This is a genomic window from Kordiimonas sp. (assembly GCF_965216265.1).
GTDB lineage: Bacteria > Pseudomonadota > Alphaproteobacteria > Sphingomonadales > Kordiimonadaceae > Kordiimonas.
The window spans coordinates 3,533,247-3,549,828 of sequence record NZ_OZ244153.1 but is presented as its reverse complement, the minus strand read 5'-3'; the positions used below and the strand labels follow the sequence as shown (position 1 = coordinate 3,549,828).

10 protein-coding genes are annotated in these 16,582 nt (G+C 53.6%); 7 read left to right on the top strand and 3 right to left on the bottom strand.

The annotated features are described in order from the left end of the window. Positions 1-200 precede the first annotated feature (200 nt). Both ACOOGA_RS16295 and ACOOGA_RS16290 read right to left on the bottom strand, forming a co-directional pair. Complete coding sequence (locus ACOOGA_RS16295) at positions 201-3,668, bottom strand: hypothetical protein (RefSeq protein WP_420429032.1); 3,468 nt, start codon at positions 3,666-3,668, stop codon at positions 201-203. Between the two features lie 44 nt (positions 3,669-3,712). Then, positions 3,713-4,588, bottom strand: coding sequence for a sulfotransferase family protein (locus tag ACOOGA_RS16290; RefSeq protein WP_417461260.1), 876 nt, complete (start codon positions 4,586-4,588; stop codon positions 3,713-3,715). A 159-nt stretch (positions 4,589-4,747) separates the two neighbouring features. Between ACOOGA_RS16290 and ACOOGA_RS16285 the strand changes: the two genes are divergently transcribed. Continuing rightward, positions 4,748-6,115 (top strand): MFS transporter, encoded by a 1,368-nt coding sequence (locus ACOOGA_RS16285; protein ID WP_417461261.1) that lies wholly within the window; start codon positions 4,748-4,750, stop codon positions 6,113-6,115. Between the two features lies 1 nt (position 6,116). Beyond that, positions 6,117-7,853 carry an ATP-binding protein gene (locus ACOOGA_RS16280; protein ID WP_420429030.1) on the top strand — a complete coding sequence of 579 codons (1,737 nt, stop codon included), beginning with the start codon at positions 6,117-6,119 and terminating at the stop codon, positions 7,851-7,853. Here the strand turns inward: ACOOGA_RS16280 and ACOOGA_RS16275 are convergent. Continuing rightward, positions 7,846-8,439: a LuxR C-terminal-related transcriptional regulator gene (locus ACOOGA_RS16275; RefSeq protein ID WP_420429028.1), complete on the bottom strand. Its 594-nt coding sequence runs from the start codon at positions 8,437-8,439 to the stop codon at positions 7,846-7,848. The two genes, ACOOGA_RS16280 and ACOOGA_RS16275, sit on opposite strands and share 8 nt — an antisense overlap. A gap of 320 nt (positions 8,440-8,759) precedes the next feature. Between ACOOGA_RS16275 and ACOOGA_RS16270 the strand changes: the two genes are divergently transcribed. From ACOOGA_RS16270 to ACOOGA_RS16250, 5 genes are all read left to right on the top strand, one after another. After that, positions 8,760-11,090: a TonB-dependent receptor gene (locus tag ACOOGA_RS16270; RefSeq protein ID WP_417461264.1), complete on the top strand. Its 2,331-nt coding sequence runs from the start codon at positions 8,760-8,762 to the stop codon at positions 11,088-11,090. A 157-nt stretch (positions 11,091-11,247) separates the two neighbouring features. Beyond that, the gene (locus ACOOGA_RS16265) at positions 11,248-11,670 is read left to right on the top strand and encodes a GntR family transcriptional regulator (RefSeq protein WP_417461265.1); all 423 of its coding nucleotides are present in this window, start codon (positions 11,248-11,250) and stop codon (positions 11,668-11,670) included. A 10-nt stretch (positions 11,671-11,680) separates the two neighbouring features. After that, positions 11,681-12,586, top strand: a complete 906-nt coding sequence (locus ACOOGA_RS16260) for an ABC transporter ATP-binding protein (RefSeq protein ID WP_417461266.1) — start codon at positions 11,681-11,683, stop codon at positions 12,584-12,586. Positions 12,587-12,595: 9 nt separating this feature from the next. Continuing rightward, positions 12,596-14,431 carry a hypothetical protein gene (locus ACOOGA_RS16255; RefSeq protein ID WP_417461267.1) on the top strand — a complete coding sequence of 612 codons (1,836 nt, stop codon included), beginning with the start codon at positions 12,596-12,598 and terminating at the stop codon, positions 14,429-14,431. A gap of 70 nt (positions 14,432-14,501) precedes the next feature. After that, positions 14,502-16,547, top strand: coding sequence for an alpha/beta hydrolase family protein (locus ACOOGA_RS16250; RefSeq protein ID WP_417461268.1), 2,046 nt, complete (start codon positions 14,502-14,504; stop codon positions 16,545-16,547). The last annotated feature ends 35 nt before the right edge of the window (positions 16,548-16,582 follow it).

Here is a 16,582-nt window from a genome sequence, read left to right as displayed (position 1 = left end):
CGAAGAATTTCCAGCATCCCGCCCCAAGCAATTCCTCCTCACATCGTCCAGATTATAGCAGACGCTGCATGCGGCAAAACACTCGCACTCCGAAGTTATCATATGAGAACGGGCACAGGCTGGGGAATAAGAAAACCACCGGCGCACGATAGGCGTGCCCGGTGGCTCTCAGTTATTTAGCCATAGTTGTCAGCGTGGGGTCAGAAGGTCATTGTCACCGCACTAAGGTCACTCACACTCAAGCCAGTAAGGAAGATGCTTTCTCCACCACCCAGATCAATAAGCACGCCACTTTCGCCAGCAGTTATAGCGTCGCTAGCTGCGGCGGTCACTTCCGCCTTGCTGCTCATGCCCGTGTTGACACCGAAGCTTAAGCTGTCCTCATCGGCGTCAAAGTCGGTAATGGTATCGTTGCCGGTCGCGTTCCTGAAGGCGAACACATCTGCGCCGTCACCCCCGGTGAGTATATCGTCGCCCCCACAGCCCCAGAGCGTATCGTCACCCACACCACCTGTTACGGTATCGTCGCCAGTGCCATTATAGAGACCATCATCACCAGCGCCGCCAGCGATAACATCATCACCGTCCCGGCCCCAAATCAGGTCATCGCCATCATCGCCAGAGATGCTGTCGTCCCCTGCGCCGCCGCCAAGGGTATCATTACCAGCACCGCCGCTGATGGTATCGTTGCCGTCATCACCCGATCCTGCAAAAACCTTATCATCATCATCGCCAGAACGGACGTCATCATCGCCGACACCACCACGCAGGGTATCCCTGCCGCTGCCGCCGTCTACAAGATCATTGCCATCGCCACCCTTGATCCGGTCGTCGTCGTTGCCGCCGGAGAGGCTGTCATCGCCCGCACCACCATCAATGGTGTCACGGCCGTCACCTGCATCAACAGTATCATTGCCGCCAGCCGCATATACATTGTCATCATCGTTACTGCCGGTGAGCGTTTCCGCGTCATCCGACCCCGTCATCTCCTTCACGTCGCCAACTGCAATATTGAAGTAGATCCGGCTGCTGTTTCCAAGCGTGTCCGTCGCATTCACTCCCACACGCACGCTTTTATCATCCTCATAATCGAGGCTCACACCATCTTTGAGCTTAAGTGTGGAGCCAACAATTTCGAACCGAGCATCCGTCACACTGTAGGTAACACCGTCTCCATCTGGATCAATGGCTGACACGGTACCAATAGTGGCGCCTGCAAGGTTTTCCATCACGGATGAACCGTTGAGCGAGATGGAATGGGGCGCGCTGTTTAGGTTGGAATACCCGACATCAAGGTTAATGGTGGCGAGAGTGTCTGAATCGCGCCCTTTGTGAGATGCCTGAATAGTCAGAGTTGCTGCGTCATTGCCCTTAACACCGGTTGCGCTGGTATACTGGAGGTTCGAGGGATCGCTCAGATATGTGTTAATGTCTTCAATCTCGCCTGAGATGGTGACTGTTCCACTACCTATGTTGCCCGGTGTCGCCGACGGAGCCTGGCCTTCGATTTTGAAGTTAGCTCCTCCGTTGCTTATACGCAAATAGTCTACCCGGGTCGCAGTTAATGTGCCTGTATCAACAGACAACGATAGGGATATTGAATCACTATCTTCATCCGCCAATGTTGCGGCCGACAGGTCAATATTCGATGCTTCTTCAATCTCGACATAAATATCAGTTGGCACGCCGGCAAGGGTTGGCGCTTCATCTAGCGCCACAGTCACCGTCGAGCCGATACCGCCGCTTGCTGTACCACCGCCACTATCCGTAATATTGCTCAGATTAAAGGTTCGCGTATCTGCCACTGTTGGGATGATTGAAGAATTACTGTAGCTAATACCTTCAACAAAATCCTCAATCCGGCTTTGGCTCCAGCCGGTGAAGGAAAATTCAACAGTCATTTGTCCATTGTTAACGCCGACAGAATAGGCCAGCCCGCTTGGATATGACGCCGAAGCAGCGTCGACAAGGGCAACACTGACGTCACTGATGTAAAGATATTCATCTCCTTCATCCTCCACGCCATCAACATAGAGTGTGAAGCCCGTGATGGATTGCCCGGCCTCAACCGGGTCCAACTGAGCGTCCGAGAAAAGAGTTTTCCTCCCCCCGTTCTGAATGAAAGTGGGGTTCAGCGCAGTAACCGACACATCCGGATCATCATTAACTTCCGTAACACGGACCGTTTTGTCTTCTGTGTCGCTGCCACTGTTGGTATCGGTTGCCGTAAAGGTCACGGTGCGGGTGAGCCCACCAGGGTCATCTGACGTATTCTCATAGGTGATGCTTTGCAGCACTTCTTGCACGATTTCATTTGTTGCACTATCGTTGAACGTGATAGTGAGAGCCGTGCCGTTCGTGACTGTGCCGCCGCTGGCGCTCAGGCTGCCTACTGTCACGCTGTCAGCCAAAAGATCCGTGCCCGAGACCGAAATATCAATGCTGTCGTCATCATCATCCTGAATGCCGAGCTCGTCACCGTCCGTGTTGTTAGCTGTGATCTGGATAACCAGCGTTCCGCCGTCCCAGTCATCGTTGCCGTCACTGTCTGACAGAGTACCCGTGGAAGCCAACAGCAAAGCGTCGTCACCTTCGGTAAAAGAGGGATCTTCTTCCGGCATGGTATCGATCACCGGATCCGTGTTGGGATTCAACGACGTAGGGAAAGCCCCAGCGGTAATGCCTGAAGCGGGTTCGATCCAGTCCACCACTCGCTCACCATCAACCAGCTCACCGCGAGTAATGCTTAGGCTATTGCGTGTGATACTTTCCGTGGAAGCAAAAATATTACCGAGAGTGTCAAGCGTGTAACTGCCGCTCGCGGGTGTAAACGCTTCATTCAGAAACACGTCGCCGGAGAAGGTTATACTACCACTCACATTAATGATATTCGCGGCTGTGGTGTTATTACTACCCGCGATTATGCTATCCTCAACCGTTACCGCGGCAGCGCTCACCTTCAATTCTGAGGCGTCATCAGCGGATGAAAACAAAGGTACATTGCCACTGATAGTCGTATCGCTGATAGCAACAGTCCCCAACCACAAACTGAGCGCTCCGCCCAAATCCCCAACATTACCAGTAATGATGGTGTTGGAGATCGTGGTATTGCCACTTGCATGATACAGGCCACCACCGTAATAGGCGGTATTGTCCGAAATCAAACTGTTGCTGATCTCCAGCGTACCGTCTCTCTTAAATATACCTCCACCGTAATAGGAGGTATTGTCTGTAATCACGCTGTTGCTGATGGTTGTGGTGCCTGTGGTGGTGAGTTTAAAGCCACCACCTGAGCTGTAGCTATTCCCGTAGGCACCTGTCACCACAAGGCCATTAAAGGTGCTGCTGCCGCTCGACACCGTGAATACATTGTCTCCATCATCGGCATCAATTGTCACATCCGCAACACCATCATCATCCACATCGCCATTGATGGTGAGGCTGGTGCTGATAACGAGCGGCGCGTTAGGGCCAAAGGTAATCGTACCGCCTTGCGAACCGTCGGTTCCGCTATCCAGATCAAAAACGATAGTATCACCGCTTTGGGCGTTACCGATTGCTTCCCGGAGCGACAGGCCACCGCCGTCGCTCATATCGGTTGCCAGGTCTGTATCGGTGGTGTTGTCAACGCCACTATCACTATTGGTGGTTACAATGAGCGTGGCCATGGCCCGCCTCCCCTAATATTGGTAATTGTGAAAATGATTGTTACTCAGGCAACGGCGCTCACGGGCCGGGGCTCGGCCTTGTCTTCAGTGATGATGCGGGCGCGGCTGCCTTTCAGACTTTTCCAGAAATTGAGCCTGCCATATTGCTCAAACAGATCTGGCGGCAGGATGGTGCTACGTGGCCTTGGCTCCACCTTCCGGTGGACTGTGTGCAGGCCCGCCAGCCCGAGCTGTTCATCAAACGCCGGGGCGTCATAGGCGACATTGTCGAAATCATGATCGAACGGCTCCTCCTCCAAGAAGCCGTAGACAAGCCCTATTACTTCTGCGGGACGGGAGACCAACAGGTCATAATCGATGATCAAAAGCCGGTCTGCGTGGGCACCGTAAAGCGCCTCCTGAAGTGCAGACCATGCAAAACCAACAAGGCCGTTACGGCTGGCCAGCGCCTCACACCGGGTGAACACGCTGCTGCGGGTGGCCTTGTCGCCGAACAAGCGCGTGTTCTCAAACGCATTGGACTGCACCTGACACTCAAGGCTGTCCATCACCCAGGCCACATTGCGCACACAGCACAGCATCTTGGCCGCAGGGAACAGTTCCGTAACCGCCGAAAGGTTGGCTGTCCACGACCGGTTGGTATCAAACACCGTGCTGCGCTCATCTGGCAGATCAGCGTAAAAGCTGTCAAACAACCCCTGTGATAGACGCTTGCGTTGAGCCACTGACACCATGGTAGATAGTTCAGAGCCTGCACTGACGGAGCCGATGAGATTGCTGAACAAATGACCTACCGGGCTCGTCATACCTGCGTGGAATTTTGGGTTCTGCCGCAGAATGGCCGAAAGTAGAGTGGAGCCGGAACGAGGGAGACCAGAGATGAAATGAAAGTCCCGCCGAGCGTCTGAAGTGCCTGTCATCGTCGCATACCCTTTACCTGAAAGCCTGAGCGTGGTTTGCTCGGCAAGGGTCATCGAAGGGGCAACACAAAACAATCGCCCAAAAGGGTGATTGACGTCGCTTTTTTAAATGCGGAAACTTGGCGCAATATCGGGGATAGGCCCGCATTAGGAATATATATGAACAAACCTGCCCCCACGTCAGACCAATACGGATCAGAACAGTCTGAACCAGAAGAAGCAGCCAACTTCACAATCTGGCAACTCTTCTCGTATGGCCTTTTAACTGCGCCGATTGCCATGGCTGGCTTTGCGCTGGTGATGTTCATCCCCACCTTCTATGCGGTTGACATGGGGCTTGGCTTCGCTGCGGTAGGCGCCATTTTTGTAGCAGGCCGATTGTTTGATGTGTTTACGGATCCCATTATCGGGCACCTGAGTGACGAGACCCGGTCCCGCTTCGGGCCCAGAAAACCGTGGATGCTTGTCGGCTTGCCAGGTTTTACGCTTGCGGTTTTCATGCTGTTGTCACCGCCAGAGGACGCCGGGCTTGGCTATCTCATGGCCGCTAGCACGCTCTATTTCCTTTTTTATACGGTGCTGGATGTGCCTTATTCTTCCATCGGGCTTGAGGTGTCGCCTCACGTTCATGAGCGGTCGGTGCTCGCCAGTTCCAAAGCCAGCTTTCAGGTGATCGGCGCCCTTACGGCAGCAGGCCTTCCCTTTGTATTGACACTTCCCATGGCCGCTTCGTTGTCACTTACCGCAAAGATTATTTTCCTCACCAGCGCGCTTGCGCTGTTGCTGTTTTTTGTTTTTGTACCCATGCGCAACCGGGAAGTGACCGTATCCAAGACAGGTTTTTTCACGTCATTCAGGATGATCTGGGCCAGCAAACCATACCGCCACTTGATCCTGTGTTTTCTGGTGGTGCAAGCTGCCAATGCGCTCACAGCCGGGTTGATGGTACTGTTTGTTACTCATGTGGTTGCCGCCGCTGAGTTGATTGGCCTGTTCATGGGGCTGATGTTGTTGTCAACCGCGCTATTTCTGCCGCTATGGTTCATTCTGTCCAAACGGACGAGCAAACGGTTTGCGTGGCAAACATCTATGCTTATCTGCTGTGTGGGGCTTGCGGGCGCGCTTCTGCTGGGCCCGGGCGACGTGGTTGGGGCGGCGGTTCTTGCCATGGTTGTTGGCGCATGTTTTGGGTGTGATGCAGTGATGCCCACCAGCATGCTGGCCGATATCGTTTACTCTGGCGAGCGGGACGGTAAAAACCGGCTTGGTGGCCTTTTCCTTGCGACTAAGAATTCCGTATCAAAACTCGCCTTTGTGGTCCCTATGGGATTGGCCTTTCCCATCTTGGATGCTGTGGATTTTGACAAGGCAGGCCAGAATTCGTCTTCCCAGCTTATGACGCTTACATTTCTATACGCGCTTCTGCCGGTACTCATTCGACTGGTGGCGTTTGTGCTTGTGCGGCGGCTACCGCTGGTAGCTGAAAATATCGAACTCGAGAACACCACGCAGGTAAAGCCCGCCTGAGATGTCGGTTGAGCATACATATGACCTGATAGACATCAGGGTAGAACAAGCCACGCTGTTGAAGAAACGCGTAGTTGCTTCTTGTCTGTTTGTTATGGTTATCGTCGCGACCTACTCTTTTATTCTCTATTTCACTGATTATACAACGCAGGCACTTCTATGGCTGATAGCCGCCAGCGCCATGGTGGGGGTAGTTTACCTGTACGGCACATGGGTGGCACCAAACGGCGTTACCCGAGCCAGCGTGAAAGCCTATCTGACAGGCCATATCGTCATCTGTTGTATAACCGGGCTTGTATGGTCATCGTTCGCGATCTACCTGATCGACTGGTCGTCCTACCTCACCATTTTTGTAGCCTGTATCCTTGTCTTCAGCATCACAATCGGCGGTATGTTTCCGAACTCTGCCTACAGGCCTGGCTATATCGGCCTCGCCGTATTTGCGCTGCTACCCGTCGCCCTATTCCTGCTGATATACGCAGGTTGGCCAACGCGCCTTCTAGGCGTCGCCACACTGGTTTATTTCCTGTTTGGCTTGATCACCAGCGCGCGCGCAGAACTGGACATGCGCGAAACCATCGCCGCGCGCAGCACCCAAGCTTTGATGAAAAAAGTGAAGGCACAAAATGAAGTAATCAGGCGGGTGAATGAAGAAAGGCACCGTTTCCTTGCCGCAACCAGCCACGACCTATCTCAACCCATTCATGCACAAGGCTATTTCATTCAGGCCATGCGTCAGCACCTAACTGAAACAACGCAACATGAGCTTCTGGATAAGATCGAACTGACATGGGAACGACAGAGCCAATTCCTGCGTAGCCTGATGGACATGAACCAGCTGGATAGCGGCACCATAGCGCCTAAACCTGCGATGGTGGAGTTAGACGCGGAACTACAGGCTGTAGTGAGCGAGTTTGCGGATCAAGTAACGGAGCGGGAGCAGGTTCTGCACTGCAGCTTTGAAGCCGTTCAAACCGTGACAGATCCGATACTGCTGAACCGCGTTGTTCGCAACCTGCTCTCGAACGCAATCAAATATACACCCACTCAGGGCACGATATCGCTTGGCCTTCAACACGGAGGCCAAAGCGCTATTGTTACCGTCACAGATACAGGGCCCGGCATCGCACTCGAGGACCAAAAACGCATATTTGAAGAATATGTACAGCTTGAAACCGAAGGCAGCAGCCGAACCGGTGTTGGGCTCGGCCTGTCTATCGTGAAACGGCTGTGTAAGCTCCTTGATATTACCCTGAATGTTGCCTCCACCCCCGGCGAAGGCACAACTTTCACGCTTTACATACCCTTTACTGACACCCTGCCCGAAGCCAAGCAGGAGGCAGGCGGCCAAACGCAGATGCATCGTTTCACAACCGCACCGCTGGTGTTCCTCGTTGATGACGAAGAGACGATACGCGACGGTATGTCAAACCTGCTTACCGATTGGGGGTGCCAGGTAATTAGCACCGGCACATCTGATACTGCGCTGGACCTGTTGGCGGCCACACCACAAAACCCTGACCTGTTGCTGATTGATAAGATGCTCGGGTCGGGCCAAAGCGGGATTGACCTGATTGCCCGCCTGCGCGAGGAGGTAAACGAAGATACGCCCGCTGTGCTTATGAGTGGCGGTTTCCTGAGCGACGCGGACAGAGGCGCCATGACAGACACACAATTTCTGGCAAAACCGGTTGAGCCCGCGCTTCTTTACCAAACGCTAGAGCGGATTGTCAGATAATACCAAGCGTCTGCGCCTTGCGGATACAGGCTGTTCGTTTGTTCACGCCAAGGGCAATAAAAATCTGTTTCAGGTGGGTTTTTACGGTGTTCTCGCTGATGTCCAGCCTGGCGGCAACCTCCTTGTTTGAGGCGCCATGCGCGATCATTTTCAACACTTCCACCTGACGTTTACCCAGCGTGGGTAGCGGTTCAGTCGTCAAGAATTCATCGTGCTCTTCGTCTGCACCATTAGGGGCAGGTTTATGATCTTCAAAGTCGCCGAAATAGCGTTTGCCAGATAACAAACTCGTCACGGCTTCGCCCAGTGTTTCGTTACCCGACGATTTGTGCACAAATCCATCTGCGCCCAAGCTGATCATTTCCGCGATTGGCGGTGAGCTATTGATACCAGACAGCATCAGTATTGGTATTTTTCTGGTGTGGCTTCGTGCCGCCGTAACAAACGCCAGGCCATTCATCTGGTCCATGATCAGATCACAGATAATCAGATCAAAATGTAAACCACCTTCAAGAGCTTTCAGCAATTCGACTGGAACATGAAAATTACTCACGGCATAGCTCTCATCCAGGCTACTCACAAGCATGGACACCCCCTCCAGAAACATCCGGTGGTCATCCAAAACCGCAATTTTTACCTGATCGCCCAAACCCTGCCCTGCTGCCATCATCCCACTTATTAAATTTATAGGCTCTTATGTGCGGTGTTATCAAGCCTCTCTGGCGTGTCCCCCGGCATCAACAACCGACGATAAAGCCTTTGTGCTCGCCATGATTGCGCTTCGCCCTCGCCTACATGTCAAGTCGACGAACAGAAACAAATAATTCATATATTTTGGTCACTTAGCGGCCTATAACCTACGAGGTGAAGTGATTCTGCGGGGGCGGACACAGGGGCGGAGTTTATATGACTAGCGAGAAAGTATTGGGCACAGTGATGGCGTGCAGCTTGGTATATGCGCCCGGCGTAGCCTTGGCCGACGATGTAGGTACAGCCGTGGTTGAAGAGATCATTGTTACCACACAAAAGCGCTCAGAGAATATTCGCACCGTACCCCTCAGCGTCTCAAGCATCAGCGGTTCCCTTCTCGACACACTTGGCACGAATGGTTTTGCTGAAGTATCGGATTTAACACCTGGCCTTGTGGTTCAGGAGCAGAGTGCGAATAACCCGGCTTTTGTCATCCGAGGCATTACCTCTGACAGTGGTGCACCACAGATCGCGCCTCGGGTCTCCATTTACCTCAATGGTATAGATGTCTCCCGTTCCCGCGGGTCATATTTTGAGCTGTTTGACATAGAACGCATTGAAGTGGTGAAAGGGCCGCAAGCCACACTTTTCGGCACTGCGGCAGCGATCGGCGCGGTCTCTGTCATTACCCGAAAACCACAAGAGGAACTTGCGGGAGAACTCAGCCTTGCTTACGGCAACTATGACGCACAGGAGGCCAGGGGGTTCATAACTGGTGGCTCTTCCAAACTGCAGGGGCGGTTTGCCTTCAGCTACCGCAAACGCGACGGTTATGTTAAGAATATCGCGGGAAGCCAGGCCTCCCAGTCTGCCGGCGGAACGGTTCAGGATGACCTTAACGGCATGGAACGCTTCGCCACACGGGGGAGTATCCGTTTTACCCCAAACGATACATTCACCGCTGATCTGGTCCTGAACTATGAACGGGACACAGATGCGGGCACCAGCTTCAAATCTGGCACATTTGCGCCAACAGGTGGGCGCTCAGATCCTTTCAGTTTTGCCGAGCTTGGCGGAGCCGGGCCGCTTTCAAAACAGATTCTTGGCCGCGAAAAACTGGGGGTGGACCGTGACCTTTATGACGCAAACCTGACGATGGAGTGGGCGTTAAGCGACACATGGTCGCTCACATCGCAATCAGGCTACCGGGAGTTTGAAAGCCTAGAGGTCTTTGACGCTGACGGCTCGCAAGCCGTCTTTGCTGAGTTTGCCGAAAATGCAAAAGGTGATCAGTTCAGTCAGGAAATTCGCGCAAATTATTCCGGCCAGAGTATTACCGCCTTTGTGGGTATCAACTATTTTGCGGAAGATGGCCGTGTTGCCATCCCCTTCTTCACCGAGGAAGGCACATTTTTGCAGTGTGCGGCGGGTGTCATTCCGGGGCTGCCATGTGTGGCGGCCAGTGGTTCCATAGGGTCGCTAACCACAGCGCAGGGCCTGCCACCGATTTATTACAGTGCCGAGTTTGGCAATACAGCCAAAAACCGCACCTATTCCTCGTTTGCTGATGCGACCATCGCGTTGAACGAAAGGCTCTCCTTTACCAGTGGCTTGCGTTACGTTCATGAAAGCCGTGAAACCGGTGGTTTTGCTGCCCTTCCTACAGCAACTCTCACAGGCGCACCGCTCCTGACATTTGGGAACGTGGACACAGGCGGCAATGTTGTAACCGCCAAAGCGAGCTATGACGCTGTGCTGCCACGGTTTGCTGTTCGCTATGAACTAGGCGACCAAACCAATGCCTATGCCAATGTCTCGAAAGGTCGGCGATCTGATGTGATCGAAGTCGCTTCCGCTATGGGCTCTGGAGGCCAACCTGTGGCTGTACCAACATTTGTTCCGGCAGAGATAACCTGGAACTATGAAGCCGGGGTCAAATCACGCCTCATGGATGGCAAGCTGGATGTGGCAGCCTCAATTTTCTATCAGACGTATGAAAGCTTCCAGGTAACCATCCGGGAAGAAGGCGGTGTTACACGCCAATCAAACGCCGGTTCAGCCAAAAATATCGGTGTGGAAGGTGAGTTTCAGGCAGTTGTGGGCGAGCACACCCACCTGTTCGGAAGCATTGCCTATATTGATGCCAGCATCGACGACAAGGCTGAAAACGGCCTCTTTGCAGGTAATCGTTTTCGCCTGCAGCCGGACTGGTCCGCAGCCTTTGGCATTGCTATAGATATCCCTCTCAATGCCGAGTTGAGATTGATCGGAAACGCAACCTGGACATACAAGTCCGACGTCTTTTTCGAGATTGAAAACCAGCCAATAGCTGGCCTCGATATTGCTGAAAACGACGTACACTCGGTGGGCATGAACATCGGCGTGGCCTCTTCCTCCAATACATGGGAAGTGAAAGCTTTCGCCACTAACCTGTTCAATAATCACTATATTATTGACGCAGGCAACACAGGCGGGCTTTTCGGCTCTCCCACATTTATTGCAGGGCCACCTCGTCTGTATGGTCTTAAGCTGACAACGCGATTCTGACCAGAAGGCATACAGCTTCTCACCCACGACACCATCTATAATAACCTAAGATATTGAATTTTCTTGGGAAACTCAGACGCACGCAAAACGCCTCTTGACGAAGAGTATTTGTGTATGCACTGTACTACTACACACAGTACAGTTGATTCGAGGACGCATGAGCAACATCAGCAATGTGAAGATACAGATCGTGACCGGCGATGCCCGGCCCATCTTCAAGCAAATTGTGGATGGCATCCGCATGGAGATCGCAACGGGTGAGCTGCCCGTTGGCACCAAACTGCCAAGCGTTCGTGGCCTTGCAATGCAGCTCATGATCAATGCGAACACGGTTGCCAAAGCCTATGGCGAATTGACTGTGCAAGGCCTGGTGGAATCTCGCCAGGGGCTGGGGCTTTTTGTGGCCGAGCCGCGACAGCTACTTAGTGAGGAAGAACAGAAAAAGCGGCTGAACATTGCCGTGAATGGCTTCGTGAACGAGGTCGCCTATCTCGAATTCAAAACCGAAGACATTCTCCAGGAAGTGCGAAAAGCACTCACAAAACTAGACAGTACACCAAACGCCGACGACAGAGATTGAGGACAACAGCATGCGATATTGCTTAGAAACACATGGCCTGACCAAACGGTACGGAAAAAAGCTGGCCCTGAACGACTTCACCCTGCAAATCGGACAAGGCGGTATTCATGCCATTGTTGGCAGCAACGGTGCGGGGAAATCCACCCTGTTTCGCCTGCTACTTGGCGTGGCAACCCCCACATCCGGCACCGCACGGTTGTTGGGTATGAGCAGCAGCGAGTTATCGCCTGAAACCCGAGGGCGCGTGGGCTATGTGAATGAGGAACATACCCTGCCGCTTTGGATGAAAGCGCGGGAGATCACAAGCCATCAACGCAGCTTCCACCCCCACTGGAACCAGGAAATATACGACAATGTCATCGGCTATTTCGATGTTGACCAGAACCAGAAAGTTGCCGGCCTCTCGAGGGGTGAACGCGCGGGTTTGAACCTTTCCATGGTGCTCGCGCAGTCACCTGAGCTGCTTATCCTTGATGAACCGACCTTGGGGCTTGATGTTGTTGCGCGCCAGTCCTTCCTTGAGGCCCTGATGTTCACGGAAACAGAAGCCAACACCACCGTCATCTATTGCTCTCACCAGATGGAAGAAATTGAACGCGTGGCTGACCGCCTGATCATCATGGAAAAAGGCATGCTCACAAACAACAGCAGCCCCGATGCCTTTGTTGAACGGGTATCTTACTGGGTTGGTAATTTCCCGGCTGGCTTGCCTGACAGGAGCGAGATACCAGGCTTTCTGAGTGCCAAAAACATTGAAGGCCAACACCATATTCTGGTCGCAGACCAGACAAGTGACTTTGGTGATTATCTCAAGCAAAACGGTGCCACTGCAGTTGCGCGCAACCCGGTCAATCTGGAGCGCGCCGTCAACGCCTTTCTCACTAAAAACCATAACACACCAGACAGCAGAGCATAGGACAGAAGAATGTTGCAGATTTTCAAAAGCGAGCTCCTGCGCTACCGGACATGGACCCTTATTGCTACCTTGGCTATTTTGGCAGCCTACGCTTTCATGGCGAAACTGACGCCTTTTCTGGGTGCCCCGCCTGAGCTGACGGCGGTCAGTTATCTTGTCATGATCGGCGGCTCCCTTATCTTTGGTCTTGTGCAGATGCTGCTACACCGTCGCACCAACCATTGGACATTCCTGATCCAGCGCCCCTTACCAACCTACCAGATATTCTATGGCCTCGCGCTCGCCGGCTCACTATGCATTGCTGTTGTTGTTATCGTGCCATGGCTCGTTATGGTCGCTGGCATTGATGCCTTCACGGTAACCGTCGTGGATATGCGCCACTATACCAACCCTATATTTGTGCTTTTCTGCGCCCTGACAGCATATCTGGTGGGCACACTTGCTGCACTGAACGCAAGCAAGGGCGCCATCCTACTCGCCATCATATTGCTTTTGCTCATGAACCCACGCCCACCTAACGACTTTCTGCAATATGCCCCCATGCTGGCGGCCGTCGCTGCGCTGTTTACGCTGAACGCCCTCAGCTTCAAGCCTGACCTCAGCACGCACCTGCGCCGCCCCTGGGCTATTATCCTGATGGCCCTACCCATGAGCTATGCCTTGACCTATGGCCTCGCCATGTCAACCACCGTGTATTATCACTTGCCCAAATTCATCATGGGCATCCACCCGGACAACAATCCTGTTGAAGGCACCGTTAAATACCTCTGGTGGCTCGAAGGAGCGGAACGGGTTGCCTATAGCCTTGAAGGCAGCGATGACCCCCGCAAGGACTATTATATCCAGCAAACTGAGCTGGCAGAGGAAGACTGGATATCCACCAGTGCCTCGACATACCCGCGCCGCGGCCAGCTTCATATCCACGACCTGCAGTATTCGTTAACACCAAAAGGCACCAGCGAGGTATGGCAATTCTCGCATGATGAAATGCTCCTGATCGGCCACTCCGGCACTGATCAGAAGGCTCTTGGTGCCTTTGGTATACGTGGGTTTATAAACAGCACCGCTGACGCGGCCGTGGATGACCGTTTCATCGATGTACCGATGATGGTTGGCGAAAAGTTCCTAGCCACGCCAAGCACCATTTATCAGATAGACTTCACTGAACGGCGCCTGGATATCAAACACCAGGCTCCTGCTGGTGAGCACTATATAGACCACCCGCAAATGGGGGAAAACTATGTGGCTCTCGTTACCAACAAACACCTCATGCTCTTTGACCCCCGCGTGATCGATGACGAGTATGAAACCGCAGAACCAGACCATGTCATCGCACACCCTGTACCACTTGAGAATATCAGGCTTATCAACACCTATCGGCTGGTGGATGGCTATCTTCTCCTGTACCGCGGCGACAATTTCTTTGGTTTTGACAAGCCAGGCACCATGTTGGTGCACGCCAAACACGGCGGCGAAACTGAAGTGATCCATACCCGTCGCTATACGGTGTATCGTCACCCGGCGTGGATCCGGCATTATATGGAAATGATTTCCCCGGTGTTGCACTTTGCCGATAATGCTTACCTCAGCACTATTGAACCCACAAATGCTGCTTACACTAAACCGCGGGCGTTGATCGTACGGGATTATCCGGCATCCGTCTATTGGATAGCTGCAACCCTCATGCTCCTGTCGGCAGCAACCGTATTCGCCTTATGCAGCAAGCATCAGCTTGGTCGCGCGCAGACAATAACTTGGGTTTCGCTGGCCGCGGTCCTCAGCGTACCGGCACTCGTCGCGTTCTTGCTGATGAACCCGTGGCGCCGTGAGACGCCAAGCAGCTAAGCAAGCAAGGCGCCGGGCTCCGTAAGTCCAGCGCCATCACTACACGACAGACAAATCGATTGGATAGACCATGACGCCCTTTTTCCATCGGGTGCGGCAACGCCTGCATATTGCCCTGCCCCTTGCCTTTTGCGCCTTTTCCCTGCCTAGCACGTTGGCTATCGCGGACGAACTTGATGATGCCATAGCCATAGTGCAACAGCGAAAAGAAGCACCGCTTTTCACGCGCAGCATGCTCAGCCAGCCCGACGCTGTGCCGGTGGCAAAATTGTCACCCGACGGGCACTTTCTCGCCTATGTGGTGGACCTTGACTTGATAAAGCAAGTGCGGCTTTTCGCCACCCATTCGGGGCAACATCGGACACTTTTCAGCACCAAGATGCTGAAGGGTTTGAGCTGGTCTAGTGACAGCAATTTTCTTTTCATGGAGACCGAACAGGGTGTTGGAATGACATCCATGGACGCCCCGGCGCAGCCGGCCCATATCATCAACCTCGCTGCCAAAAAAGAAGAGACCTTTTACGGCGCCGATGCAACACACCCGCATGCTTTCATCGCGTCACAGCAGGCGGCAGACCGGACAAGCCACACGATCTACCGTGTTCTGCCTGACGGTCAGCGCACCCCACTTTACACCTCAGCGAGCTATGTCGCTGACTTTCTTCCCAGTGAGGACAACACCCCCCACTTTGCCATACAGATCGGTGGCAATGGCCTCGATGTTTTACGGATTGAGCCCGACAAAACTCAGCCGCTATTCAGATGCCTGGTTACCGACAATTGTGGGCTGCTGAGCTTTAACCCATCATCTGGCACGCTTTATATGCGAGGTCGTTTTGGTGATGACCTGGCGGGGCTTTATGCCATCAACGCCCAAACAGGTGCACACCGCCGCTTGCACCGCGACCCTAAAGGGCTGTTTGATCTGGAATCGGTAAAGGTGGATCCCCACACCGGTGACCCGGTGCTGGTGGGTTATAAGGATGACCATACGAGCTTTTACGGCCTAACACCGAGGATGGAGGCCATAGTCACTGCCCTCAACACCCACCTTAGCGCCAGCTATTATCATATTGAACCAAGCACGGACGCCAGCCGCCTGCTGATCACTGACCAAAGCGCGGATCAACCATTCCCCAAATTCATGCTCTATACCCCCGCCACTGATGAGATGCAGGTGCTACTTTCAGCACAAACAGACGCAAAAAAACGATCTTCCATGCAAGGCTATTTAGCGCCGCGTGTGGCTGTCTGGTACACTGTCAGCGACGGCATGCGCCAACAGGGGTATGTCACCCTGCCTCTTGGAAAAGACCCACAAACCGCGCCGCTTGTGGTTGTACCGCATGGTGGGCCATGGGGGCGGACGGACGGCTCCTTTGACACAAGGGCACAGTTCCTTGCCAATCGGGGTTACGCGGTTTTTGAGCCGAATTTTCGCGCTTCCACCGGCTTTGGTCACAAGTATATGACCAGCGGCAGGCGGGCGTTTGGTGACGGCCGTGTGCAACAGGATATTATCGACGGCATGAAATACGTGCTGGCACGCGGGGTGGGAGACCCGGAAAAACTCGCAATCTTCGGCCATTCCTTTGGCGGGTTTTCCGTGCTGGGTGCTCTTGCGTTCACACCTAAGGTGTTCCGGGTTGGCATCGCAGGCGCACCACCGCCGGACCTCGGCAGGGCGATAACCCACTACCGGAAAACGCGCGACGCCGCCGACCTCAGCCTGGGCCTTGAGTTTTATAAAGATCAGGCCGTTGACCCCGACGACCCAGAGGACATGAAACGCATCCACCAACTGTCACCTGACTATCACTGGCCGCAGGTAACCAAGCCGCTTTATGTCTGGGCTGGAGCCAAAGACCCCAAAGTTTCTGTGCTCGACATCCGGAATTACGTGCTGCGCCTTCAACATGCAGGCAAAACCGTGACCTACTTTGAAGAGGCGCAGGCCGGTCACAGCCCATCCAAGGCCATCGAACGAGAAGCGTATTTCTATATGCTTGAGAAGGCCTTGGCTACACATCTGGATGGCCGAATGGAAATATCGGTGAGCGACAAACTACACCGCCACCTCAGGCGTATCACCACTCTGGATGCGACGAAGGAATAGAGCTGGGCTTGTCGTTTGGTGAGGGTTCGTCCCGC